The organism is Hyphomicrobium zavarzinii ATCC 27496 (assembly GCF_000383415.1).
Classification (GTDB): Bacteria; Pseudomonadota; Alphaproteobacteria; order Rhizobiales; family Hyphomicrobiaceae; genus Hyphomicrobium_C; species Hyphomicrobium_C zavarzinii.
Genome location: NZ_KB911256.1, coordinates 83746 through 108539, shown reverse-complemented (window position 1 = coordinate 108539; position 24794 = coordinate 83746). Strand labels below are relative to the sequence as shown.

At 65.8% G+C, this 24794-nt stretch carries 19 protein-coding genes; 12 read left to right on the top strand and 7 right to left on the bottom strand.

The features are described 5' to 3' along the window. Window positions 1-96: 96 nt before the first annotated feature. The 3 genes from F812_RS0104520 to F812_RS26345 form a co-directional block, all read right to left on the bottom strand. Window positions 97-675 (bottom strand): GDYXXLXY domain-containing protein, encoded by a 579-nt coding sequence (locus tag F812_RS0104520; protein WP_020084770.1) that lies wholly within the window; start codon window positions 673-675, stop codon window positions 97-99. Beyond that, complete coding sequence (locus F812_RS0104515; protein WP_020084769.1) at window positions 672-1769, bottom strand: DUF2157 domain-containing protein; 1098 nt, start codon at window positions 1767-1769, stop codon at window positions 672-674. Before F812_RS0104515 ends, F812_RS0104520 begins: the two co-directional genes overlap by 4 nt. 410 nt (window positions 1770-2179) lie before the next feature. Continuing rightward, entirely contained in the window at window positions 2180-2395 is a 216-nt protein-coding gene (locus F812_RS26345) for a hypothetical protein (protein ID WP_020084768.1), read from the bottom strand. Window positions 2396-2589: 194 nt separating this feature from the next. On the opposite strand from F812_RS26345, the gene F812_RS0104500 reads away from it, so the two are divergent. From F812_RS0104500 to F812_RS25250, 4 genes are all read left to right on the top strand, one after another. After that, window positions 2590-3987 (top strand): cytochrome ubiquinol oxidase subunit I, encoded by a 1398-nt coding sequence (locus tag F812_RS0104500; protein ID WP_020084767.1) that lies wholly within the window; start codon window positions 2590-2592, stop codon window positions 3985-3987. A gap of 4 nt (window positions 3988-3991) precedes the next feature. After that, window positions 3992-5005 carry a cytochrome d ubiquinol oxidase subunit II gene (gene cydB / locus F812_RS0104495; protein ID WP_020084766.1) on the top strand — a complete coding sequence of 338 codons (1014 nt, stop codon included), beginning with the start codon at window positions 3992-3994 and terminating at the stop codon, window positions 5003-5005. Between the two features lie 102 nt (window positions 5006-5107). Beyond that, on the top strand, window positions 5108-5818 hold the full coding sequence (locus F812_RS0104490) for a hypothetical protein (protein ID WP_156827248.1): 711 nt from the start codon (window positions 5108-5110) through the stop codon (window positions 5816-5818). Further along, window positions 5815-7404 carry a sensor histidine kinase gene (locus F812_RS25250; protein ID WP_020084764.1) on the top strand — a complete coding sequence of 530 codons (1590 nt, stop codon included), beginning with the start codon at window positions 5815-5817 and terminating at the stop codon, window positions 7402-7404. Before F812_RS0104490 ends, F812_RS25250 begins: the two co-directional genes overlap by 4 nt. A 12-nt stretch (window positions 7405-7416) precedes the next feature. On the opposite strand, the gene F812_RS22540 is transcribed toward F812_RS25250, so the two are convergent. Beyond that, on the bottom strand, window positions 7417-7821 hold the full coding sequence (locus tag F812_RS22540) for a response regulator (RefSeq protein WP_083929068.1): 405 nt from the start codon (window positions 7819-7821) through the stop codon (window positions 7417-7419). A gap of 139 nt (window positions 7822-7960) precedes the next feature. Between F812_RS22540 and trmFO the strand changes: the two genes are divergently transcribed. From trmFO to F812_RS0104465, 3 genes are all read left to right on the top strand, one after another. Next, window positions 7961-9373 (top strand): methylenetetrahydrofolate--tRNA-(uracil(54)-C(5))-methyltransferase (FADH(2)-oxidizing) TrmFO, encoded by a 1413-nt coding sequence (gene trmFO, locus F812_RS0104475; RefSeq protein WP_020084762.1) that lies wholly within the window; start codon window positions 7961-7963, stop codon window positions 9371-9373. A gap of 51 nt (window positions 9374-9424) precedes the next feature. Next, complete coding sequence (locus F812_RS0104470) at window positions 9425-10579, top strand: GNAT family N-acetyltransferase (protein ID WP_020084761.1); 1155 nt, start codon at window positions 9425-9427, stop codon at window positions 10577-10579. 122 nt (window positions 10580-10701) lie between these two features. Continuing rightward, the gene (locus F812_RS0104465) at window positions 10702-11127 is read left to right on the top strand and encodes an HIT family protein (RefSeq protein ID WP_040497955.1); all 426 of its coding nucleotides are present in this window, start codon (window positions 10702-10704) and stop codon (window positions 11125-11127) included. A 10-nt stretch (window positions 11128-11137) separates the two neighbouring features. Here the strand turns inward: F812_RS0104465 and F812_RS0104460 are convergent, their stop codons facing one another. Further along, complete coding sequence (locus F812_RS0104460; RefSeq protein WP_156827246.1) at window positions 11138-11635, bottom strand: hypothetical protein; 498 nt, start codon at window positions 11633-11635, stop codon at window positions 11138-11140. A gap of 125 nt (window positions 11636-11760) precedes the next feature. Beyond that, complete coding sequence (locus F812_RS0104455) at window positions 11761-13194, bottom strand: alpha/beta hydrolase (RefSeq protein ID WP_245257631.1); 1434 nt, start codon at window positions 13192-13194, stop codon at window positions 11761-11763. 271 nt (window positions 13195-13465) lie between these two features. Here F812_RS0104455 and F812_RS22535 point away from each other — a divergent pair, with 271 nt between their 5' ends. Together F812_RS22535 and F812_RS0104445 are read left to right on the top strand one after the other, a co-directional pair. Then, window positions 13466-14137: a pyroglutamyl-peptidase I gene (locus F812_RS22535; protein ID WP_020084757.1), complete on the top strand. Its 672-nt coding sequence runs from the start codon at window positions 13466-13468 to the stop codon at window positions 14135-14137. A gap of 35 nt (window positions 14138-14172) precedes the next feature. Continuing rightward, window positions 14173-15561, top strand: a complete 1389-nt coding sequence (locus tag F812_RS0104445) for a TIGR03808 family TAT-translocated repetitive protein (RefSeq protein WP_020084756.1) — start codon at window positions 14173-14175, stop codon at window positions 15559-15561. A gap of 201 nt (window positions 15562-15762) precedes the next feature. Here F812_RS0104445 and F812_RS0104440 read toward each other — a convergent pair whose 3' ends face one another. Continuing rightward, window positions 15763-16434, bottom strand: coding sequence for a hypothetical protein (locus tag F812_RS0104440; RefSeq protein ID WP_020084755.1), 672 nt, complete (start codon window positions 16432-16434; stop codon window positions 15763-15765). A 273-nt stretch (window positions 16435-16707) separates the two neighbouring features. Between F812_RS0104440 and F812_RS0104435 the strand changes: the two genes are divergently transcribed. From F812_RS0104435 to F812_RS0104425, 3 genes are all read left to right on the top strand, one after another. Then, window positions 16708-18852 (top strand): AsmA family protein, encoded by a 2145-nt coding sequence (locus tag F812_RS0104435; RefSeq protein ID WP_020084754.1) that lies wholly within the window; start codon window positions 16708-16710, stop codon window positions 18850-18852. A gap of 195 nt (window positions 18853-19047) precedes the next feature. Continuing rightward, window positions 19048-20589 carry a M23 family metallopeptidase gene (locus F812_RS0104430; protein ID WP_156827245.1) on the top strand — a complete coding sequence of 514 codons (1542 nt, stop codon included), beginning with the start codon at window positions 19048-19050 and terminating at the stop codon, window positions 20587-20589. A gap of 61 nt (window positions 20590-20650) precedes the next feature. Then, on the top strand, window positions 20651-24733 hold the full coding sequence (locus tag F812_RS0104425; RefSeq protein ID WP_083929066.1) for a M4 family metallopeptidase: 4083 nt from the start codon (window positions 20651-20653) through the stop codon (window positions 24731-24733). Window positions 24734-24794: the final 61 nt, after the last annotated feature.

The following is a 24794-nucleotide window of genomic DNA, read 5'->3' as shown; positions in this document are numbered from 1 at the left end:
TCGGCGGGGCTCCAATTCAAACAAAAAGGTGCGCCCGCTTAGCAAAGGTTGGCGCGCGGCGCCAGGGTCCGCGCGTCGCCCCCGCCCTGCCGAGGCTCAGAGCCAGGGCTGTTCCGCCACCCTCTTGCCGTCGATGACGAGGGCCTTGATCGCCACGTCACCCGATCGTCCAACAGCGAGGACCACCGAAATCTTCTTTTCACGGACCTGATTTTCCAGTTCGCGGCCCGTACCCTCCGGCACGAAATAACTTTCGATGCCATAGCGGACGGCGGCCTTCGGCAGCTCACCCGGGACGGCGCTGCCGGACACGTAGGAGACGATGCCCTTGAGGACGACCGTCTCGGCGCCCATGCCTTCGCTGGGATAGGTGCCGGAGGCGGAGACGACGTCCCACTGTCCAGGCGCCGCGGCGGGCTTCAGGGTCACGTAGACGGTGTCTCCCTGAACCGTGCCGGCGGGAACCGGAACCTCGGCGCGGCCGAAGCCGTAGCCGAGAATGACGTAGTCGCCGCGGAAGATTTCGCGCGGATCGACGGGGATCACCTCGGCGACGATCTCCCGGCCGTCCCGAAGCAGGGTCACGCGGCCGTAGACCATGCTCGCGAGCGCGACGGTCTGGAGAACCGCGACGATGGCAATCGCAAGCCAGGAGGTGGGCGACAACTTGATCATGACAGGGCTCCCTTAGCCTGCGCCTCGCCACGGGAATGAAGCCGGTAGGCCATTGCGGCCAGCGCGGAGACGATCAAGCCGGCGACGAGGAAGAAGAGTGACGTGTTGAGCAGTGTGCCGATGGTCTCGACGTACACGGCCAGGATCTCGACGGAGAAGCCGGCATAGCCGAGCCACAGCGCGCCGCGATTTCCGGATTTGAGACCCCAGAAAATGGCCGCGATGAGCAAGGCGAGCGCGAGCACCGCCAGCAGCGTGAAGACATCGAGCGGCGGGTTCTCGAAGAACTGCAGCGCCCAGAGCCCGGCGAGCACGATGACAAGGCCATAGTTGAACGAGCCCGACCACAGAGCCGGCAATTCCGGCTTGAGGCGCTCGCCCGCCATGGAGGCCGCCATGATGCCGAGCCCCATGGCGACGACGAGGCCATGGGCGTGTCCGTCGTTCAAGCGATAGCCGAGGCTCACCACAAATCCCGTCAGCGCAAGGCCGGCGAGATGAAGGCCGGGCCGCCAGCGCTGCCAATAGAAGGCAGCCGACACCAGGGCCCACGGCAAGAGGAAGAGCCAGAACACCTTGTCGAGCCGCAAGGCTTCCATGGTGCCCCAGATGGTGACGAGGATCATGGCGAAGGCGAGCGCGGGGTTCGACCTCAAGACGACGCCAGCCAGCAGAGCGCCTGCAGCCCAGAGCAGCACGGCGCCGGCCGGGTTGCCGTCCATGTGGTACATCTGGGAGATGAGCATGATGCTGCCGCCGAAGATGCCGACGCCAAGAAGAATGGCGGCATGAGAAAATCCGGCCATGCCGCGGCGGGCGAAGAAGCCCGATAGTCCGTAGGACGTCCACAGCGACGCGATCAGCAGCCCCAGGCGCAGCACGCGCGGCATATCCTGCCAGTTGGAGGCGACGAAGCTCATGACCGCGAAGCCGATCAGGACCGCGGAGAGAATGGCGAGCGAGTTGGCCAGCCCCAGCGTGCGGACGCCCCTCTCTGCGTCATGGCGAATGGCGGCTTCGTTCTCCGGCGTGATCCAACCCGCCTCGCGCCATCGCACGAGGTCGCGGTCGAGACGTTTGCGGTAGCTCCACATGGGGGGTCCTGATGTTCCGTTTAGGTGAGATCCGGTCGCGGACGGGGCGTTCGCGCGGGCATGGGTCCGGTGAAAAAAGCGACTTGGGCAGGCGCAGGCAGTCACGTGGGGAACACGGAGCGACAAAACCTTGCGCCGCTTCGTGCTTTTCCGGCTTCCGGCCGCGATCACGATCTCCGGCGGCTCGCCGTCCGTTGATCTCTACCGAGAGCAATGAGTCATCGCGAAATTATTATGTCACAAGCGTGACGTGCCCACGCGCCGGGATCAGCGCGCGAGCCTCGCCGCGCTTATGGGACATGCGGCGTTAAGGTTGAGAAACGCCAAACGCGGCGCACACAGAAATCTCCGGAAAGCTTCTCTCGCCTCCAGGGGCATTTCTCAACCTCACAGGCAGGGTCGCCGCCAGGTTATTGCGGCGCAGCAGGAGGAGGTGTCTCGGGAGCCGGGGCCGGCTCTGGCGCGGGGGTGGGAGCTGCGGACGGCGCTGGTGCCGGCGCAGGAGCGGGTGCGGTTGCTTCGGGTGGCGTGGCGGGACCTGTCGCGGGCTGCGGCGTGAAAGCGGTGTAGGCGATCACCGCCAGCGCAATGGCCGCGGCGATGGCAACAATGACCTTCGTGTCCATGTGCGTCCTCCGTGCTCCTGAAAAACACGAGCGGCCCTCTTAGCACGCTTTCCGCCATCAAGCCAGGAACGCTCCCCTTTGCCTGCGTCCAACGGGGGGCTCGACGGCACGGCCGACGCACGCCAGTATGCTGCGGACGTCCGGGTGTCCCGGCGCTCGCTTTTCGCGCTCAACCCTTATCGAGATGGCGGTCCATGGATCTCGACGCAACCTTTCTGGCGCGTATTCAGTTCGCATTTACTGTCTCGTTCCACATCATCTTCCCGAGCTTCACGATTGGGCTCGCGGCTTTCATCGCGACGCTGCTCGTGCGCTGGCGCATGACCGGGCGGGAGCACCTGCACAGGCTTGCCCGCTTCTGGACGAAGATCTTCGCCGTGAGCTTCGCGATGGGCGTCGTGTCCGGCATCGTGCTCTCCTACGAGTTCGGCACCAACTGGAGCGGCTTCTCGCGGATCGTGGGCAACGTGCTCGGGCCGCTGCTCGGCTACGAGGTGCTCACCGCCTTCTTCCTCGAGGCCTCCTTCCTCGGCATCATGCTCTTCGGCTGGAACCGGGTCTCGCCCAATCTTCACGTGACTGCGGCGGTTCTGGTCGCGATCGGCACGTCGCTGTCGGCGTTCTGGATCCTGGCGGCCAACAGCTGGATGCAGACTCCGGCCGGACACGAGGTGCGCGCGGGCATCGCCTATCCGGTGAGCTGGTTCGAGATCATCTTCAACCCGAGCTTCCCCTACCGCTTCTCGCACATGTTCACGGCGGCCTATCTCACAACATCGCTCGTGGTGGCGGCGGTGGGCGCGCGCTATCTGCTGGCCGGACGCTTCATCGAAGAATCCAAGACGATGCTGCGAATGGGCATCGGCATGGTGGCGCTGCTCGCTCCGCTCCAGCTCGTCATCGGCGACATGCACGGCCTCAATACGGCGAAGCATCAGCCGGCGAAGGTCGCGGCGATGGAGGCTCATTGGGACGGCAGCAAGCCAGCCGATCTGGTGCTGTTCGCCATCCCCTCCGAGACGGAGGAGAAGAACCATTTCGAGATCGCACTGCCCAACATCGCGAGCCTCATCATCACCCACGAGTGGGAGGGCCTGTTCAAGGGCCTCAAGGACTTCGCGCCTGAGGACAGGCCGCCAGTGAAGCCCGTGTTCTTCGCGTTCCGCATCATGGTGGGTCTCGGCCTACTCATGATAGCCGCGGGCGCGATCGGCGCATTCCTGTGGTGGCGCGGCGCGCTGTTCCACACACGGTGGTTCCTATGGCCGCTTTCGATCTCCTGGCCTGCCGGCTTCATCGCCATTCTCGCCGGATGGTGGGTGACCGAGACGGGGAGGCAGCCTTGGCTCGCCACCGGCATCGTGCGCACGGCGGAGGCAGCCTCACCCGTTTCCGCCGGGGCCGTGCTGACCACGCTGGTGCTGTTCGTACTGATCTACTCGGTCGTCTTCTCGATGGGCATCTACTACATCAACCGGCTGATCGAGAAGGGACCTGCGGGCGCCTCCGTCAAGCCGCCAGAGGGCGTGCCGTCACGACCGCTGTCGGCGGCCGAGGAAGCAGCCCACGAAGCCATCGAAGGGACGAGGTGAGCCCATGGAAGACACGTCCTATTGGCTCCCGCTCATCTGGGTCGCCATTCTCGGCGTCGCGGTGGCGCTCTACGTGGTGCTGGATGGCTTCGACCTCGGGATCGGCATCCTGTTCCCGGCGAGCCCGGAGGAAGCGGACCGGGATCAGATGATGAACTCGGTCGCGCCGTTCTGGGACGGCAACGAAACGTGGCTGGTGCTGGGAGGCGGCGGGCTTCTGGTGGCCTTTCCGCTGGCCTATTCGATCATCATGCCAGCGGTCTACCTGCCGGTGATCATCATGCTTCTGGCGCTGGTGTTCCGCGGCGTGGCGTTCGAGTTCCGCTGGGTCGCCAAGCCTCACCACCAGATCTGGGATCTTGCGTTCGCGGGGGGCTCGATCGTCGCCTCGTTCATGCAGGGCATCATTCTCGGCGCGCTGCTCGAAGGGCCCACGGTGCGCGACGGCGTATTCGCGGGCGGGACATTCGATTGGCTTTCTCCGTTTTCGCTGCTCACCGGCGTTGCCGTGGTGGCGGGCTATGCCCTTCTCGGCGCGACCTGGCTCGTCATGAAAACAGACGGCGAGGTTCAGACGCAAGCGCGCGAGCAAGCGAAGCGCATTCTTCCCTTGGTGCTGCTTGCTCTCGTGATCGTGAGCCTTTGGACTCCGTTCGCGGTGCCGCGCATCTTCGAGCGCTGGTTCACGCTGCCGAACTTCCTGATTCTAGCTCCCGTGCCGCTCTTGACGGCGTATGCGGCGTGGTCGTGCTGGTCGGCGCTTCATGCCGGGCGCGACACGGCTCCCTTCGTCTCGACCATCGCGCTGTTCCTGCTCGGGTTCATCGGCCTCGCGGTCTCGAATTTACCTTACATCGTGCCACCCAACGTGGACGTCTGGCAGGCGGCCGCCCACCCGTCGTCGCAGTTGTTCATGCTGATCGGAGTTCTCATCCTGCTGCCCGTGATCCTGGCTTATACCGTGTTCGTCTACTGGACGTTCCGCGGCAAGGTGAGAGCCGGCGAGGGGTATCACTGAGCGTCGCCGTGCGGGGCGCCCCCACACGCGGCCACGTCGCGAGAGGGCCTGTTTCGAGCTCGGATGAAGATCATGTGCGTCTGCGCCTCACGCGCTCAAACCATGGCAGCCGGGGTGCTGCTCGCGCCGATCGCGGCTCTTGTTGCGATCGGCTGTTTTACGTCTGACGCCGTGGCCGGAGCCCGGCTACGCGTCGCCGTGGAGAACGGCAACGTCGTGCTGTTCACGGGCAACAACCGCAAAACGCTCACCAGCCAGCAGCGCGACAGCGAGGCCGTCATCTCGCCCGATCAGCAATGGGTGATCTATACGCGCTCGGCAAAGCCAGCTTCCAAAAGCCCCGACGAGGACGATAGCGGCGACTGCACCGCGCTCAGCGCACCGGACGAGTTGCGGCGCGTTCGCATCGACGGCGCCGGTGACGAGTTGCTGATCCGAGGGCACGCGGGATCCGAACCCAGCCAGGCTCTGTGCGCGTTTCAGAACAAGCAATTCTCCGCCGACGGCGAGACGCTTTTTTTCCTCTCGCCTGCCTGGGCCACCTCCTCGGCGCTCCATGCATTCACCCTCAAATCGCGAACCGCGCGCTATGTGATGCCGGCGAACGATTTCGCGATCCTCTCGTGGTGCACTTCCGACCTCAAGGATTCCATTGTCGCCCAGCAGCACCGCTATCTCCGTTTCGGGGGCAGCTTCGATTGGTATTGGCTGTTCGATGCGAGCGGCGCAAAGGAGATCGCGCCCGTCGGCGAGTTCGACTCCTTCGACGCGGTAAAGGCCGATCTCGACGCGAGCGGACAGTGCGCGTCATGACACGCGCGCCGCTCTTCCTGAGGAGCGAGTCTGCGACCTCCGCCGGGCAGGAGAAGCGGGGCGAGGCCGAGCGAGGCGCGGGCGGCGCGGTAAGCCTAGAGCGTGTGGGGATAGGCGTTCTCGCCGCAACGCTGATGACGGCCTCCTACTATTTCGCCGCGCGCTATGGGCTCGCATTGCTCGCCCATCCGAGCGGGGTCGCCGTGTTCTGGCCTGCCTCGGGCATCGCGGTGGGTGCACTGCTCGTCTTCGGGCGGGCGAGCTTCGTGCCGGTCGCAACCGGCGTGGCCATCGCAACGATGGCGGCGAACATGGCCGCCGGGCGGATCTATGCATTGGCGCCCCTGTTCGCTTTCGCGAACGTGGTCGAGTGCCTGACGGTGGCGTGGCTTGCCGAACGGTTTCTCGGCACGGACCTGCGCTTCGACAGCCTGCGCCGGGTGTTCGGCATTTTCGTCGCCGCGACCGTGGGAACAGCGCTCGGCGCGGCCATCGGGGCCGTGACGATCAAGATACTCGGCGAGGCCAAAGGCCCGCTTCTCACGCACTGGCATCTCTGGTTCCGCTCAGACCTGATCGGCGTTATCGCCATCACGCCGATGATTCTAGGGTTGCGCACGCTCGCCTCTCGCGAGATCCCGGTGCGCGATCATATCGAGGGCCTGCTTCTGATCGGCCTCGTCTCCGCTACGGCGACGGCGCTCTATCCGGGCGCAATCGGGCAGCACGGCGCGGAGCTGCGCATTCCGGTCGCCATCCTGTTTCCGCCGTTGCTGCTGCTCGCCATCCGCCAGCCGCTCACCTATTCGCCGATCGGAGCTTCGCTCGTTGCGTTCATCCTGGTGGCCTGCGTCGTCGCGCAGCGGGGCGACATCACGGACGTCGACATCATGTGGTCGCAGATCACCATCGTGTCGATGGTCGCCTGCTCGCTTTCGCTTTCGGCGCTGATCGCGGAACGAAGCGCGGGCGAGGAGCGGCGAAAACTGCTCGTCCGCGAGCTCGATCACCGCGTCAAGAATGGGCTGACGCTCGTGCAGGCCGTGGTGGACCGCTCGCGCGAGAACGCATCCTCGGTCGAGGATTTCTACCTGGCGCTCGGCGGGCGCATCCGCTCCATGGCGCGCACGCATTCGATGCTGAGCCGGGAGAAGTGGCACGGGCTCGAGCTTGCGGAGCTCGTTCAAACCGAGCTTGCGCCGTTCCAGGACGCAAGCGCCGACGCGCTCACCGGCCCGCGCATTCTGTTGCGGCCGGCGCTTGCGCAATCCCTAAGCCTCGTGTTGCACGAGCTTTCGACCAACGCGGTCAAGCATGGCGCGCTGTCACGGCCGGAGGGCCGGGTTTTCGTCACCTGGCACATCGAGAGCACAGAGCTGCCGGACACAAAAATTCTCGTGATCGAGTGGCAGGAGCGTGGTCTTCCGCTCACGGGCGAGATCGGGCCGGAAGGGTTCGGCACGAGCACCATCCGCGATCTCTTGAAGTATGAGGCGGATGCGATGGTGACACTGACGTTTCCGGAGCATGGCGCAAATTGCACCATCTGGCTGCCACTCGCGCCTGCCGACCTGACGCTCACATGACGGGGGTGGCGCTCAGGCGTTCGCCTGACTGGCGCTGAAGTCGCGAATGAACTCCGCGATGCGATCGTGATCGAGCGGCTTGCTCATGCGGGCAAGCGCCTCGCGATCGGCATTCGAGGGCAGCGCTTCGTAGGCGGTTATGATGGCGTAGGCGATGCCCCGCTCGATCAGCACATCCACCAGCGGATCCGCGAAACCGTCCCTGAGGTTCATGTCGACGAGCACGAGGGACACAGGCTGGTCATCTATGACCTTGAGGGCTTCGGCTACCGAGGGCACCGGTCCCACAACCCGGGCGCCAGCCTTTTCCACGATGCCCTTCAAGGATTGGGCGACGTTCCAGGAATCCTCGACGACCAGCACGTCCACTTCGGCCCTGCTACACGTGATGCTGTCAGGTTTCGGGATGATGGACATGGCCGATATTAAGGCTCCTAGTGAGCATGTTCCGTGAATTTTTATGCGCCAGAAATACCCATATGTCCATTCCAGGCTGGCGGACCGGCAAAGAGGCAGCTTGACGAACGGCCGTTAAGGTTGTGATAGGCTCGGCGCCATGACAGAACACACACCCATTCACGTAATCGGCGGCGGCCTCGCGGGCTCGGAAGCGGCTTGGCAAATCGCATCCCAGGGCGTCCCGGCCGTTCTCCACGAAATGCGCCCGGAGCGCATGACGGATGCCCACAAGACGGAAGGCCTCGCGGAGCTGGTCTGCTCCAACTCCTTCCGGTCCGACGACTGGGAAAACAACGCAGTCGGCCTGCTGCACGAGGAAATGCGCCGCGCGGGCTCGCTCATCCTGGCGGCGGGAGACCGGCACAAGCTGCCGGCCGGCGGCGCGCTGGCGGTGGATCGCGACGGCTTTTCGGCCGAGGTGACGGCACGGCTCTCCCAGCATCCGCTGGTCACGATTGAGCGCGGCGAAGTGGCCGGACTGCCGCCAGCAGACTGGGACAGCGTGATCGTCGCGACCGGGCCGCTCACATCTCCCGCGCTGAGCGAGGCGGTGAAGACGCTCACGGGCGAAACCGAGCTTGCCTTCTTCGACGCCATCGCTCCCGTGGTGCATCTCGAGAGCATCGACCAGACGATCGCCTGGAAGCAATCGCGCTACGACAAGGCGGGACCCGCCGGAACCGGGGCTGACTACCTCAACTGCCCGATGTCGAAAGACGAGTACGAAGCTTTCATCGACGCTCTGCTCGCGGGCGAGAAGACCACTTTCAAGGACTGGGAAGCATCAACTCCCTATTTCGACGGATGCCTTCCGGTCGAGGTGATGGCGGAACGAGGCCGCGAGACTCTGCGTTTCGGGCCCATGAAGCCCGTGGGTCTCAGTGATCCCCGCACGGGGCGGCGGCCCTACGCCGTGGTGCAGCTTCGGCAGGACAACGCGCTCGGCACGCTCTGGAACATGGTGGGCTTCCAGACCAAGCTCAAGCACGCGGAGCAGGTGCGCGTGTTTCGCATGATCCCGGGGCTCGGAGACGCGGAGTTCGCGCGCTTGGGCGGCCTTCACCGCAACACGTTCCTCAACTCGCCGAAGCTGCTCGACAGCTCTCTCCGGCTCAAGGCCGAGCCGCGGCTTCGCTTTGCCGGTCAGATCACCGGGGTCGAGGGCTACGTGGAAAGCGCGGCGATCGGCTTGCTCGCCGGACGTTTCGCGGCTTGGGAGCGGAAGGGCGAGCCTCTCTCTCCGCCTCCGCCCACGACGGCGCTCGGTGCGCTGATCGCCCACATCACAGGCGGGCATCTTCTCGATGCCGGCGCCTCCGCGCCGTCGTTCCAGCCTATGAACATAAACTACGGGCTGCTGCCTCCGCTCGACGACGCGCCGACGTCGGGGGCGGACGGACGTCGGCTCAAAGGCAAGGAGCGCGGGGCAGAGAAAAAGCGCATCATGTCCCGGCGTGCGCTGAGAGAGCTGGAAGGCTGGCTTGCCGAACGCGCGCGGGTGGACGCTTAGGTTTCGAGCCTCGATAGGAGCAGGACGCTGGGCGACGCGGAGCAGAGACTCGTGAAAGTCGTGCCGCGCATCCGCGACATCGCGGCCGATGCGTGGGACGCTTGCGCTAACCCGGATGCGGCGACGTACAATCCGTTTCTCTCGCACGCGTTTCTCGGCGCGCTCGAGGCGGCCGGGACCGTCGGCGAGCGAAGCGGATGGCATCCCCATCACCTCGTGCTCGAAGGCCCGGGAGACGCAATTTCCGGCGTGATGCCGCTCTATGCCAAGACGCACAGCCAGGGCGAGTACGTGTTCGACCACGCCTGGGCCGACGCGCTGCACCGCGCGGGAGGACAGTATTATCCGAAGCTGCAGGGCGCCGTGCCATTCACGCCGGTTCCGGGGCGCCGCTTTCTCGCGCGGCCTGGCGCAAAGGAGGCCGAGACGGAACTGCTGCTCGCCCGTGCGGCCATTCAAGTTGCAGATCGCATCGGCGCATCCTCGGTGCACGTGACGTTCCTGACCGAAGGCGAATGGACGCGGCTCGGCGGCGAGGGCGGCTTTCTGAGACGCACCGGCCAGCAGTTCCATTGGCACAACGCGGGCTATCGCACCTTCGACGATTTTCTTCAGACGCTCGCCTCTCGCAAGCGCAAGGCGATCCGCAAGGAGAGGGCTGACGCGCAGGCCGCCGTCGAAATTTTCTCGGTCACCGGCGCGGAAATCACGGAGGCCCATTGGGATGCGTTCTTCGCGTTCTACACGGATACCGGATCGCGCAAGTGGGGACGGCCGTATCTCAACCGCACCTTCTTCTCACTTCTCGGTGCGGCCCTCGCGGATCGGTGTCTGCTCGTGTTCGCGCGGCGTGACGGGAAGCTGGTGGCGGGCGCGCTGAACCTCATCGGCGGAGACTGCCTGTTCGGGCGCTACTGGGGCGCGATCGAGCACCATCCGTTCCTGCATTTCGAGCTCTGCTACTATCAGGCCATCGACTATGCGATCGCGCACGGGCTTCCCCGTGTGGAAGCGGGCGCGCAAGGAGAGCACAAGCTCGCGCGCGGCTATCTCCCCGAGACGACGTACTCTCTCCACTGGCTCGCCGATCCGCGCCTCGAGGCGGCGGTGGCCCGCTATCTCGAGGAAGAGCGCAGCGAGGTGGCCGAGGTCAACGAGCTTCTGCGCGAGCACGGACCATTCAAGCGGGACGGCAACGGACAATAGGGCGCGCCGTGGGGAACCCGCTTCATCCGCATGAGATCAAGGCAAAGCTCGTGAGGGCTTGCAGAATGGCAAAGGCGATGCTCATAGAAGGCAGCATCAGACCTGAGATTGGGGTGAGCACGATGGCCTACGACACCAACAACGTCTTCGCCAAGATCCTGCGCGGGGAGATTCCGGCCCACAAGGTTCTGGAAGACGACGACGTGCTCGTCTTCATGGATGTGATGCCGCAGGCGCCGGGGCACACGCTCGTGGTGCCCAAGGCGGCCGCGCGCAACATTCTCGATGCCGATCCCGCTTCGCTCGCCAAGCTGCTTCCGGTGGTGCAGAAGGTGGCCCGCGCCGTCAAAAGCGCATTCGCGGCCGACGGCGTCAGCATCTTCCAGTACAACGAGGCGGCCGGCGGACAGAGCGTGTTCCACCTGCACATTCACGTGGTGCCGCGGCACACAGGCGTGCCGATGAAACCGCATTCGGGAAAGATGGAGGATCCCGCCGTTCTGGCCCAGAACGCGGAGAAGATACGCGCCGCGCTCGCTGGCGGCTAAGGGCCGCTGCTCAGCGGATCGGCGAGAGCTTGTCGCGCGGGGCTGTCGTCTGAACGGAGGTGGACCATTCTCCGACCGGGGATTCGGGATAAGCCTCGAACGCGTCTCCCTCACCTCCATAGCACCCGGCCACACAGGCGGCCGCATTCGACGAAAGCACCGCGCCGGGTGCGGCGGCGGTTTCGCCGTTGTCGGATGTGGGAACGAGCAAACCTTGCGTCACCGTCTTGGCGGCCTCGGCATGGCGCTTTGCGTAGACGACCTCAGGCTTGCCGATGGTCGTGCACCCGGCTTCGCATACCACAACGTCCATGCCCGGATAGGACGCGGCCAGCGGATGCGGTTTCTCGATACTGCTCTTCTCGGCTTCCAGGATCGACTTGGCGCGGCGCGTATAATAGTCGGCCTGCGGCGGCGCGTCGGCCTTTGCCTCGGCTGAAGCTGCCGGCGTGTCTTCAGCGGCAGCGGCGGGAAGTCCGGCCATCAGCATGACCGCCAGAGCGCTCATGCCCGCTTTCAGAGCCAACCGGCTGCAGCCGGCCATTCCAACGCCACGCATCGTTTCACACCCACGCTACGACAACACCGCGATCCCGGACTGTCGCAAAGCGGAGTTAACGAATCCTTCCGCCCTCAACGCGCGGCAGGGTAGCGCCAATAGACGCCGCGGTCCGTCGTCACCTCCTCCAGGCTCGGGGTGCGCAGCTTCGGCGGCCGGGTACCGCTGGCGATCAGCGCGGCGATGTCGGAGAGAAGCGCGTTGTTCTCCGCGTAGCCGGAGTGATTGAGGCCGAGGCTGTCCATGCTCGCGGCGGTCACGTCGATCGTGTCGATGCCCGGCAGGATCAGCGGCCCCGTGGCCGGCACGTCGCCCGCGCGCGGAATGCCGCCGTAGAAATTGCGCGAGACGCGAAGGGCGCGATCGTTGCCGGCGGCGTAGAGCGTGACGCCGTCGGCGAGACCCTTGATGGAGCTTGCGATGTTCTCGAAGTTGTCGCGATCGACATCGGGCGCGGCCAGAATGATCTGGCTGATCTGCACGCCTTCTGGCTTGGCGTAACGCAAGTCGCGCAGCACCTGTAGCGTCGGCTGGTTGCCCATGCTGTGGGCGATGATACTCACGGACTTCGCGCCCGTCTTGTTGATCACCAGCTCCATGAACTGCTTGAGATAGGGCTCGGACTGTCCGGAGCTCTCGCGATCGTAGGTGTAGCTCGCGAGCCCGCCGCCCGACGGCCAGCTGTAGGCGAAGGCCGCGCCGTCGAACTTCAGATCGTAGGAGATCTGCGCCGTGCGGTAGATGGCGTAGTCGAAGCTCGTGTTGTAGCCGTGCACGAAGATGAAGGCGTGATCCTTATAGCGCGACGAGGCGGCGAGCCGCTCGCGCACGGCGGCCAGGAACTCCTCCTCCGAGAGCGTCTTGATCTCTTCCATCGTAAAATGGCGATTGGGGTCCTCCGCCTCTTCGTAGAGCGTGACGTTGAAGACGCGGATGGCCCAGGGCCGCTCGATGGACGGAACCTTGTGGGCCTTGGGAACGGTGACGAGCGCGCGGCCGAGCTCCAGGCGCCGCCCGCGCTCGCTGCCATAGTCGAGCCGCTTGTCGTTCGGCGTCTGGGCGCGATCCGTACCGTAGTAGACAGGCACGACATCCCACTCGCCCGGAGCGGTCTTGGCCTCCTCGGCGGCCGGTGGCGGCGGCGGCGCAGGTGCGCCGGGCGCCATCGCGTCAGGGGGCGGCGCGCCGCTGCCCACGGGCTCGGGCGCGGAGGACGGAGCGGGGGCCTGCGGTTTCGCAGCGGCAGGCGGACGCGCCGCGGCTCTTGGGCGCGCTTCCTCTTCCCCGGCCGCGGGCGGAGACCCGCCGGCCGGTGCGCCATCGGTCTCGCTCGGAGCCTCGGCCTTGGGCTCGGGTGCCGACGGCGCGACCTCGTCCGTCACTGGCGGCGGCTCGGCCTGGGGCGCGGGCGCGGTTGCAGGCGGCGGACTGCCGCTCTTGGGAGCTTCTCCGCACGACGCTAGCATCAGCGCCGAAAGACAAGCCGCGATCACACCGAAGCTACGCAAGGTCGCCTCCCCCAAAATGCAGTCCGCATCAGGTATCCGCCATTGAAGGAACGGCACGGCGTTCCCAAGTCTCGCAAGCGGCCCTGCAAAATCGGGCGAGAGCGTAATTCCGATCCGGCGCCATTTCAAACGGGATCACGCCAATCGCCGCCAGCGCTGCTTGCGGTGATGAAGCCTACCGCCGATTGCGATAAAACACGGATAGGCTTCGACTTCGTGACACGGGCTTCCTCCGTCAATACGCCCAATCCAGGGGCAATTTCTTGAGGCAATGCGTCAGCGAGATACCATTCTTCTGACGGGCTTCGGCCCATTTCCTGGTGTCGCCGAGAACGCCAGCCAACGGTTCGTGCCCAAGCTCGCCCATCTCGCGGCACGCCGTTTCAGCGCGCACCGGGTGGTCTCCAGGATCCTGCCCACGGAATGGGAACGAGCGCCCGGCCGGCTCAAGACGCTCTACGAGCGGGAGCGGCCGAAGCTGGTGTTGCATTTCGGCGTATCGTCCAAGGCTACTTGCTTCGTGATCGAGACGCAGGCGCACAATCTGTGCCGCTCTGCAGAGGATGCCGTGGGCGCGCTGCCGAGCGACACCCACATCGTCCGCGGCGGGCCTGCGACCCACGCGACGCACGTTCCCGCCGAAGAAATCAAACGCCGCCTCGCCGCGTTGCGCGTTCCTGCCGAACTCTCGGACGATGCGGGCGGCTATCTCTGCAACGCCATTTTTTACCACTCGCTGCTTCTGGCGGAGCAAGGTGAGCAACCGGCGACTGTCGGCTTTTTTCATATTCCCCAGGAAATTCAGCCTGCGTTGCTCAAGTCGCGGGCCGATCCCAAGGCGATGCGGTTCGACTGGGGGACGGCGCTCATCGGCGGGCTCGAGATCATCCGGACCTGCCTCGGCCGGCCGCCCCCCTCACGCCGGCACGTTAAGGTCCTTTAACCGGGGGTGTGCATGATGGGCGTCCGGAGCCTCTCATGCCCCTCGATCGCCGCACCCTTCTTTCGACCGGACTGGTCTCGACCGGCCTTGCCGCCGCTGGGTTTTCCGCCCAGGCCGCAACGGGCGCGGGAGGCGAGGCGGGACCGCGTGCGCACTCGAAGGCTTCCGCATCATCCCTGCCATTTGCCCTCCTGCCGAAAGACGGCGTGGAGCAGACGGCAGACTTGCAGGCCGCCATCGACAGCGGGGCCAGCCAGGGTCTCCCGGTCACCCTTCCGCCGGGACGCTTTCGCATCGGCGCGTTGGCGCTGAGGCCCGGCACGCATCTCATTGGAACATCCGGACGCACCGTTCTCGAATTCACGGGCGGAGGCAGTTTTCTCTCAGGACGCAAGGCGGCGGGCGTCCGCCTCGAAGGGCTCGTCCTCGACGGTAATCTGCTCGGCATGGACGCCAATCAGGCGACGGGCCTCGTCTCGCTCGATGATTGCGAGGGGTTCACGCTGTCCGGCCTCGACGTGCGGCGCGGGTTGCTCAACGGCATCGCGCTGACCCGGTCGGCAGGGACGATCACCGACTGCACGCTGCGGGAGATGTCGCAGGCTGGCCTCTTCAGCCTTGATGCGCGCGGGCTCGACGTGAGCCACAACGCGATTTCGGACTGTGCCAACAACGGCGTGCAGATCTGGCGGAGCAGCCCCGGCGAGGACGGCAGCCTCGTTCAGGCGAACCGCATCGAGCGGATCGCTACCAAGGGCGGCGGCAGCGGGCAGAACGGAAACGGCATCAACGTGTTCCGCGCAGGCGGCGTGCTGGTCTCGGGCAACCGCATAACGGACTGCGCCTATTCCGCGATCCGCGGGAACGGAGCGAGCAACATCCAGATGGTCGGCAATGCGTGCCGCACGATCGGCGAAGTGGCGCTCTACGCGGAGTTTGCGTTCGAAGGCGCGCTCATCTCGGGCAATGTCGTAGACAACGCCGCGAGCGGCATCGCCGTCACCAACTTCAACGAGGGCGGACGGCTCGCCGTGGTGCAGGGCAATCTCGTCCGCAATCTGTTCCGGCGCGAGCACGAACCTGTGGATAAGCGCGGAGTGGGCATCGGTATCGAGGCGGACACCACGGTGACCGGCAACGTGATCGAAGGCGCGCCGACGGCGGGCATCCTGGCCGGGTGGGGAGCCTATCTACGCAACGTGGCGATGACCGGAAACCTGATCCGCGACGCGGGCGTGGGCATCCTGATCTCGTCAGACCCGGCTGCGGGCGCGTGCCTCATCAGCGCCAACATGATCACCGGGGCCCGCGACGGTGCGATCCGGGCCATGGATCATGGAACGCCGCTCGGACCTGACCTTGCCCTGGCGGATGCAGCTCCGCGTGGCGGGCGCCTCGCGATCAGCGGCAATCTCGCGGTGTAAACGCCGCGCCGTTCGATGCGCTCCCGAGCAGCGATGGATTGGCCCATTTCTGGCGTGTCTGGCCCCTGGCCTTCGCCAGGGTGACGAGGAAATTGAGGCAAGCCGCCTCCACACGTCAAAACCGTCACACCGGCGCAGGCCGGTGTCCAGATACGTGTGGACATACGGGCAATCCAGGTGCGACCCGCTCGGTAATTCTCGCTAGGGCGTCGTCGCGGCGGGGGGCGTGGCGCGGATCAGCTTCAACAGCTCGCTGTCCTTCGAGATCTGGCTCGTATCGCGGCACTGATCCTTGGCTTCGGCTGTGCATTCGACCGTCACCGTGTACGGCACGCCGAACTTCGTGATCGTGTACTCCGCGAGGAGGCCTTCCTCGCCACCTTCGTTGCGATCGTCGAACACGGAGACCGTGGGTCCCGCCTGGGGCGCGGCGCCCCGGCTCTCGTTCTGATAGATGGGGTAGCTCGCCGGGAACTCGTGCTGCACGCGCAGATCCGCCGACACGGAAACCGTCACGTCTCCATAACGTTCGACGATCTGGTACCAGACAGGCTCGGCCTCATCCATGACGACATCGCGCTCTGTCGCCGGGCGCGGACCGATGCGGAACGTGTTCTCCGCGACCCCGGGCGTCGCCTCGAAGGCGAGCACCGGCAGCTTGAGCTTGCCGAGCTGATCGTCTGCGGTGGGGCCGAGAGAACGGGGCGGATTGGCCGCCGTCGCGCTGACGAAGCTCTTGATCTCGGGATCGGACCACTGGACCGCGATGAGCTTGCCGGCGGCCGCGGCCAGCGTACTGGCCGACAGGAGCATGACGACCGCCAGTCCCGTCGCGGGCCGGTACGCACGAGCGGACACGCCAACAATCGTCATGCGGACATTTCCTTGTCTACTCAAGACATACCTAAGCGCTCAGCGGTCCGCCAAGCGGGGCCGGGCCATTTGGGTGCGAACCTTACCCGGGCGGCCCGTCCACGATCAAGTCCGTCAAGACCCGGCGTCTCCTCCGCGCAACGCCTCTGAGCACAAGCGCGTGGCAGGCGCGGCACGGGTTGAAGGAGTGCGCGCCAAATAGTATGCCGCTTGCATACTGGCATGGTGCGCATCCGGCATGATGTCAGTCCCGTGTGTTGCGTGGAGACCCGCATGCCAGCAGATCCTGGAACGCCCTCCGAGGCCGAGGCGCCGCGCAAGACGGGTCGAACCGCGTGGCGGCTGTTCCGCACGCTGCTGATCGGCGCCATCGTTGCGATCGCGCTTCTCGTCATCTTCCCGCCGCTAGGCCTCATCAAGGATCAACTCGCCAAGAGCATCGGGGATGCGTATGGCCGCAAGGTGACCATCGGGGCCATGCGCATTCACATCCCGCCCAAGCTCGAGCGGCCGAAGCTCGACGTGGAATTCGACCAGGTGGCCGTCTCCAATCCTGAGGGAATGCCGGAGCGCAATCTCTTTCTGGGCGACACCGTGAAGACCACGGTCGATCTGTTGCCGCTGCTCAAGGGCCGCGTGCGGATGGAAAGCCTGCAACTGATCAAGCCGAACATCACGCTCGAGGAAGATGCGAACGGCACCCGCAACTGGGTGTTCGGCACGCCTGCTGCGAGCGTGGCGGCACAACCGGCAACCTCGGCGCCCGTGGCCGCTTTCTCTCCGCCGCCGATCATCACGATCGGGGACGGCGCCCTTAGCTTCCGGAGCGGGAAGACGGGGGCCATTCGCGCGGTGAGCGCCATAAACTCCGCGCAGACACTGGACACCGTCGGAGGCGGCGCGACCTCAAAGGGAACGCTGGTGGCAGGTGGCGAAGCTGTCGCGTTCGACATCGTGCTCGGCGATTTCGATGCCATGGTCGCGGGCGGATCGTCGACCCTAAAGGCGAGCATCGACGGGCGTCCGTTGCGGGCGGCACTCGAAGGTGACGCGCTTTTCTCGGCCGCCGCCGAGTTCAAGGGCGACGTGACCGCATCCACGCCCTCTCTCTTCGATCTCGCGCGCTGGTTCGGCGCGGACACGACCGCGACCGGCGAGCCGCTCAAGACCTCGCTCGAAGGCAAGGTGCTGGCCACCACGCGCGACGTGACGTTCACCGAAACCGACGTGATGATCAACACGACGAGCAGCCGCTTCGACGGCAAGCTCGATCTTGGCGGCGTGCGGCCGAAGCTTTCTGGCACGATTGCGAGCGAGCATGTCGATCTCGGCCGGATCGCGGGCAAGGGAGGACGCGCATCGCTCGCACCTGAAGCGTCACCCGTTACAGAGTTCGAGCCGCAGGTGACCGCGGGCTGGGAGCAGCTTCTCAACGATCTCTCGACGCTGGAGCGCGGCCCGCAAGCGGCCGCGCAGGCCGAAGCTGCGTCCGCCACGGCCTCCTCGGCGCCCGGATGGAGCGAGCAGCCGTTCAATCTCAAGGCACTTCGGGCTTTCGATCTCGACGTGCTCGTCAACGCCGCCGCGATCACCTATGGCGCGCTCGATCTCAAGCAGGGACGCGTCAAAGCCGCGATCACCGACGGGGTGCTGGATGCCCAGCTCGAAGAGCTGGCCGTCGGCGCCGGCAAGGCAACGGGCACACTCAACGTCGACAGCCGCGCCGCGCCGCCCAAGGCCGCAGTGGTGCTCACCATGTCGGATGTCGCGGCGGAGCCCATCATCACCGAATTGACCGGAAAGCCGCTTCTTTCCGGCACATCCAACGTCGAGATCTCGGCGACGGCCGCTGGGCAGAACCAGAGCCAGCTCACCTCCACGCTCGAAGGGAAAGCGCATTTCCGCATGGGACAAGGCGCGCTGCGCGGCTTCGACGTGCGCCGGATGATCTTCGAATGGTGGAAAAGCTGGAAGTTCGACCTCGGCCTCAAGACAGGCTTCGAGCGCCTCGAAGCGCAGTACGACATCAAGAAAGGCATTCTCCGGAGCCAGCCGGGCCTCTCGATGGGCGGCTCTGAGGTGGAGATCAACTCGGCGGGAACTGTCAACGTACCGAGCAAGCGGCTCAACCAGGAAATCCGCGTGAAGGCCATCCCTCCGCCGACGGCGTTCCCGATCCCGGTGCGCATCTCGGGCGATTGGGCGAAACCGTCGATCGGCATCGACTGGGGCGGGCTCTTCTCCGCGGCGCCCGGCCTTGGCGGCCCGCAGGCGCTGGCGGTCGCACCGGAACCGGCACCCGCAAACGTGCAAGCCGCAATCCGCCGTGTTCTTGCTGCAGATCTGCCGGAAGATCGCCTTTCGCCGGAAGCCCGCGCGATGCTGCAATCTCTGCTTCCGGCGGAGAGCGCTCCTTAGGTTTTGCTCCGCACGGCCAGGGTTTTCCTGCTCGCACGGCAACGGTACAAGCTGTTGGTTTTTATATTGTTTCCACAAGCGCCCGCCAGAAGGCGCACTGCCGGGGGTTCCGTTGCCAGGGTCCAACTCTTTGGGCATTATCCGGCGAGGGATCCACATGCACTGTGAAACTGCACTGGATACGGGGGACGTCGCGTGAGGATTGCTCGTGGAGTTGCGTTGTGCGTCATTCCCGCACTCGCGGGTGCCGGCTTCGCAGGGTTCGCCCATCTGCCAACTCAGGATCGCGCGTTCGCGGCTGGGCCTTCGCCTCTTCTAGGGCGCGACATCGCAACATACGCGCTGGTGCAAAGCTTCGCGGCGCCGAGCATGGCACCGGCCTTCAATGGCGTGCGCACGGCTCCTCAGCGCGGTTTTACGCCGTGTGTTGGCGACGCCGGTGTGCAAGGCAACGATCTCGTGCAGCTCGCGCGTTGCAGCTTGCTGCCACCGGCTGATGGCTCGACGCCACCCGTCACCGGCGGCGGGACGACCACACCGGGGACTGATACGGGCGCGGGAAGCGGAACGGGGCAGCCTGGCACAGGTCAACCGGGTACCGGTGGGGGCACGGCCACGCCTCCGGCTCAAGCAGGCTTCGCCTACTATCCGCCCGGAGACCTCTTGGAGAAAGACAAAGGCCGCGGACGCGCGGACCGTCGCGTCTATGCGCCCGACATTGTCTTCCCGCTGAAACTCGGCCCCGGCCTTTTCCCGCACATGAACTCTCAGATCTGGGGCTATGGCGGCGGCGGCTGGAACGGCAAGGGCGCGGCCGGCGGCAGCGACAGCGATCCGCGCAACTACGACCCGATGAAGCAGCGGGACAACTACTGCGAGGTTCGCGGCTGGGACATGCCTCTTTGCCCCGGCGGCGCAGGCCATCAGGGCCAGGACATCCGTCCGCCGAGCTACAAGGACAACACGTGGGAAGTGGTCGCGGTCGCGGATGGCACGATCGTCAACGTGACCTCCAACACCACCGTGCAGCTCAAGACCAACGACGGCACCGACTACTACTATCTTCACATGCACCCGCGCTCGATCACCGTGAAGACGGGCGCGAAGGTGAAGCAGGGCCAAGTGCTCGGCAAGGTCTCGAAGTACATGGGCGGCAAGCCCGCCACGAGCCTGCATCTGCACTTGAACGTGCGCCAGCGCATCAAGGTCGGCGACAAGACCTTGCAGGTGTACGTCCCCGTATTCACCTCGATGATCGCCGCGTTGCGCCGCGCCAAGGGCCTCGATGCGGGCATCGATGCGGACGGCAATCTGATCGTCGATCCCGTGGTGGAGATCGGCGCGACGGCACCTCCGGCACCGACACCCACGCCGACACCTCAGCCGACGCCGCAACCTACGCCGACGCCTGCTCCCACGCCCGCGCCGGAGCCTGCGCCAGTGCCCGCACCGGCACCCGAACCCACGCCTCAGCCTGAGCCCACGCCTGCGCCCGAGCCCGCGCCGCAGCCGGAGCCCGCGCCTCAACCCGAGCCGGCGCCCGTTCCGCCTCAACCGGAGCCGACACCGACACCTGCGCCGACACCCGCTCCGCAGCCGGAACCGGCTCCCGCACCGGCGCCAACGCCTCAGCCCGCGCCGCAACCCGAGCCTCAGCCGGCCCCTGCGCCCGCGCCTCAGGAGCAAGGGTGGTGGGACTGGATCAAGGGTAAGTGGAACAATTGGTGGGGAAGTTGAGGCACGAGACCTCTTCACCTCCCCACGTCACGTCAATTTTGTCGAGTTAGGAGCAGCAACGATGCCGAGACATACGCCAGCAATTGCCATGGCGGTGCTCATGGCGCTCACCGTGCCGATGTTCTCGACAGCCGAAGCGCAATTGCCGCCGTCGCAATACGACAGGCTGCAGCGCTCGCTGGAGGAAAAGTTCGCGCCGAAAACGAAGCCTGCGCCCAAGCCCGGCCAGCCGGGAAGCAGCTCCGGCAAGGACGACTTCATCTACATCGAGCCGGATGAGAAGGCCTCGAAGAAGTCCAACGACCCGAATGCCAAGCGTTCGAGCGTGACGTGGAGCGAGTCCGTCTTTGCGTTCCTTTCCGACAAGCTCGGCACGGAAGCGGCTCCGGCTGCGGAGAACCAGCCGAAAGGCGCCTTCAGCGAAGCCTCCGAGGCCAGCACCTCGCGGCCCAGCCTGTTCCGCACGCTGTTCGGCCGCCGCGGCCGCACGCCCGCGGGCGAACCCGTCGAGGTCGCCGCGCGCAAGGTGCCCGTGGCCAAGCCCAACAGCTACGTCATTCAGCTCGCACCTACCGCGACCGACGCGGACATCGAGGCGCTGCTCAAGAAATACAATCTGCGTATCACCAAGATGATCGCGCCGCTCGGCGTGATCACGGTCGAGGTGGACGGCAAGGCGCCTGCCCCCGTGGGCGCGGCCCCGGGTGCCGCGCCCCAGGATCGCAAGGCGCAGCTCCAGAACATCCTCGAGCCTCCGCTCATCCGCGATCTCAGAAACGAGCGGATCGTCGAGGGCGCCTTCGTCAACTCCACGATGGAAGCCAAGCATCTGCCGAAGGGCGCGGGCGCCACCATCACGGTGGGCGACCAGATCTATAGCTGGCGCTGGAATGCCGGCGACGGCCAGGACGGCAACTGGGGCCTCAAGGCCATCCGTCTGCCGCCGGTGTGGAGCGTGCTCGCGCAGCATCGCAAGGCCAACCCGGATGCGAAGCGCCCGAAGATCGGCATCATCGACGGCGGCTTTGCGACCAATCCGCTGGTGCCGTTCGCTTCGATGGAGAACGTGAAGCCGCTGGTCTACCACACGGCGGGGTGCGGCACGCATCACGGCATGCATGTGGCCGGCATCATCGGCGCGCGGCGCGACGACCAGCCGGGCATCGACGGCATCATTCCCGACGCGCGCATGGATGCGATCGCGGTGGACGACAAGATCGTCGGCGACTCGGGCCACGTGGGCGTGGACGAAGGCTGGCAGGTGCACGCGCTGCTGTTCGACGACGTGCTCGCCAAGACGCTCGACTACGTCTACGCAAACCTAATGCAGCCCGACAATCTTCGGGTGGTGAACATCAGCCTCGGCTACAATTTTGTGGCCAGCAACCTGCTCGGCGACGAAGATCCGGAGGAGGTTCCCGGTCTCGCGCTGCACGTGATGCACCAGGCCAACCTGATCCGCCTGATGGCGAGCCGCGTGAAGGATCATGTGCTGTTCGTCGTCGCGGCGGGCAACGATTCCGACGACCGCGCCGTGCCGATCGACGCCAAGTGGGCCTCGCCGTTCGCGTGGGCGGGAACGCAGGAGTCCGCCACCGGCGACAGTCCGCCCAACATCCTCGTGGTGGAGGCCGTGGACCGTAACGGCGCGCGCGCCGAGTTCTCGAACATCGGCGGTCATCTCGCAGCGCCGGGCGTGGACATCATGAGCACGCTCTCGCCCGACAAGCTGCCGCTCGGCGTTTGCAGCGGCACCTCACAGGCCGCGCCGCACGTCGCCGCGCTGGCCGCCATCCTGTTCGAGCTCGCACCCGACAAGACGCCCGCCGAAATCGCGGAGATCCTGAAGGCGAGCGCAACGCCCGCCAAGCAGGGCGAGACCCACGCTCCCGCCATCGACGCGCTGGAAGCCGCGACGCGGCTCGTTCCCGAGGAGGTGCGCCTGCTCGCCGATCTCGACGGAGACGGCGCGGTGGGTCCGAGCGATCTTGCCGTGTTCTCGCGCCAGCTCGCGACCCTCTCCGGTGCGGCCACTCAGAATGCCGCCTTCACCGAGGACCTCAACGGCGACGGCGTGATCGACGACAACGAGTGCTTCTGGCCGCGCATCGACCTCAACGGCAGCGGCTTCGGCGCACTTTCTCCGAAGGATGCGCGCAAGCTCGGCGGCAGCGACCGCACGGATCTCGCTGCCATGGAGTTCCTCTGGTCGGATCCGGCGACGCCGTTTGGAACTGCAGTCGCCAGCGCCGGGCTTTCCACTCCGCCCGAGATCTACGCGGTTGCCGAGGCGTCGCCCGAGCCGATCACGAAATGCCGGCGGCTCGTGAGCACGACCACGGTCGCAAGCAACGCGACTGGCGCCGGCTCGCAGAACGGCGAGCAGGCCACGCCTCTGGTCACGGCCGCGCCGAGCGGGACCCAACCGGCAGCAGCGAGCGATCCAGCGGCCGTGAAGGCCGAAGTAGAGCGCGCGGTAGAGGAATTGCGCAAGACGCATCCCAACCTGCGCGTCACCATCAATCCCGCGACAGGACTGCCGACGACCGTGATGGGGCTCTCGCCGCAGCCGGGCTCGGGTGCGCCGTCGCTCGGGGCCAACGAGGGCGGCCGCGAGCAGACCGAGGAGGAAACGAAGCGGGCGGTGGAAGCCTATTTCGGCACCGGCGGCCTCAGCTCGCTCTATCCCTCGAAGAACAAGAGCGCGAAGCCGGAGTACATCGGACGGCGCAAGGATCCGGATTTTCCGGACCGCTACGTCGCGCAGGTGGAGCAGCGAGTGGACGGTATTCCCGTGTTCGGCTCCACCGCGAAGCTCAACGTCGACCGTTCGCTCGGCGTGACGAAGTTCAGCGGCACGATCTCCAACGTCGCGCTCGATGACACCAAGCCCAAGATCGCCGAAGGCGAGGCCATCGCCGCCGCGCGGGCCAAGCTCGCGGATGTGCTGCGCAGCGCGCCGGACGCCTCACGGGCCTTCCCGCTGGCGCCGGACCCGAGCAAGGCCGAAATCAAGAAGCCTGATCTCACCGTGTTCGATCCGGCTCTCATCGGCAAAGCGAAGTCGGGGCCGACACGGCTCGCGTGGCTGGTCACCATCGATTCCTTCCGCATCTTCGTGGACGCGAACACGGGCGAGGCCTTCTACTATTATCGCGATCAGCCTTCGGGGATGCTGCGGCGGGTGTACGATCTGGCCCAGGCCACGACCTTCCCGGGCTCGCTCGGCATCGACGAGGAGACGCGCAAGCGCATCGAGAAGCTCGCGCCGGAAGCGCTGGTCGCGTTCCGCAATGCAGGCATCGTACGCGACTACTTCTTCCTGACGTTCGGCCGCGACGGTTTCGACGACAACGCTGGACAAGGCGGCTCGCCGCTCGAAGCCTACGTCCGCCATGGGCGCACGCAGAATGCCTACTGGTGCACGAGCAAATCCTACGACTGCCCCAAGGCGAACGTCATGGTGTATGGCCCGGGCTATGCGGGCGCGCTCGACATCGTGGCTCACGAGATGACGCATGGCATCATCGCGCATGAGAAGAACCTGCTCTATCTCAACGAGCCGGGCGCGGTGAACGAGTCGCTCGCCGACATCTTCGGCGCGCTGATCGAGTTCGACGCGAGGGGCGACGGCGGCAACTGGCTGATTGGCGAATCCTCTCCCGGCTTCTCGATCACGTCGCCGCTGCGCAGCCTCGCCGATCCCAACCTCAAGGACGCCAACAACAAGTCGATGTTCGACCGCGCGGCGCGCTTCTCGCTCGCCAATCGCGGACAGCCCGACCACTACTCCGACGTGCTGACGCCCGACGATCCCCAGTGCGGATCGACCGCTTATCAGGACAACGGCTGTGTGCACTTCAACAGCGGCATCCTGAACAAGTTCGCTTATCTGATCTCCGAGGGCGGCACGCATCGCGGCGTGACGGTGCAGGGTATCGGGCGTTACAAGCTCGCGCGCATTACCTATCGCGCGATGACGGTAGGCCTCAATCAAAGCTCGACGCTGGCGCACGCGGCGAATGCCTTCGTCGAAGGCTGCTTCGAGCTCGCTGGCGCGGAGCTCGGCGGGCTCATCCCTTCCGATTGCGATCAGGTGGTGGCCTCGCAAAAGGCCGTCGGTCTCGAAGTGCCGTCGAGTTGAGCATCCTGACTTTTCGCCGTCCCGTTTTCGGGTCGCGGATAGCCAAACGAAATGTGACGAG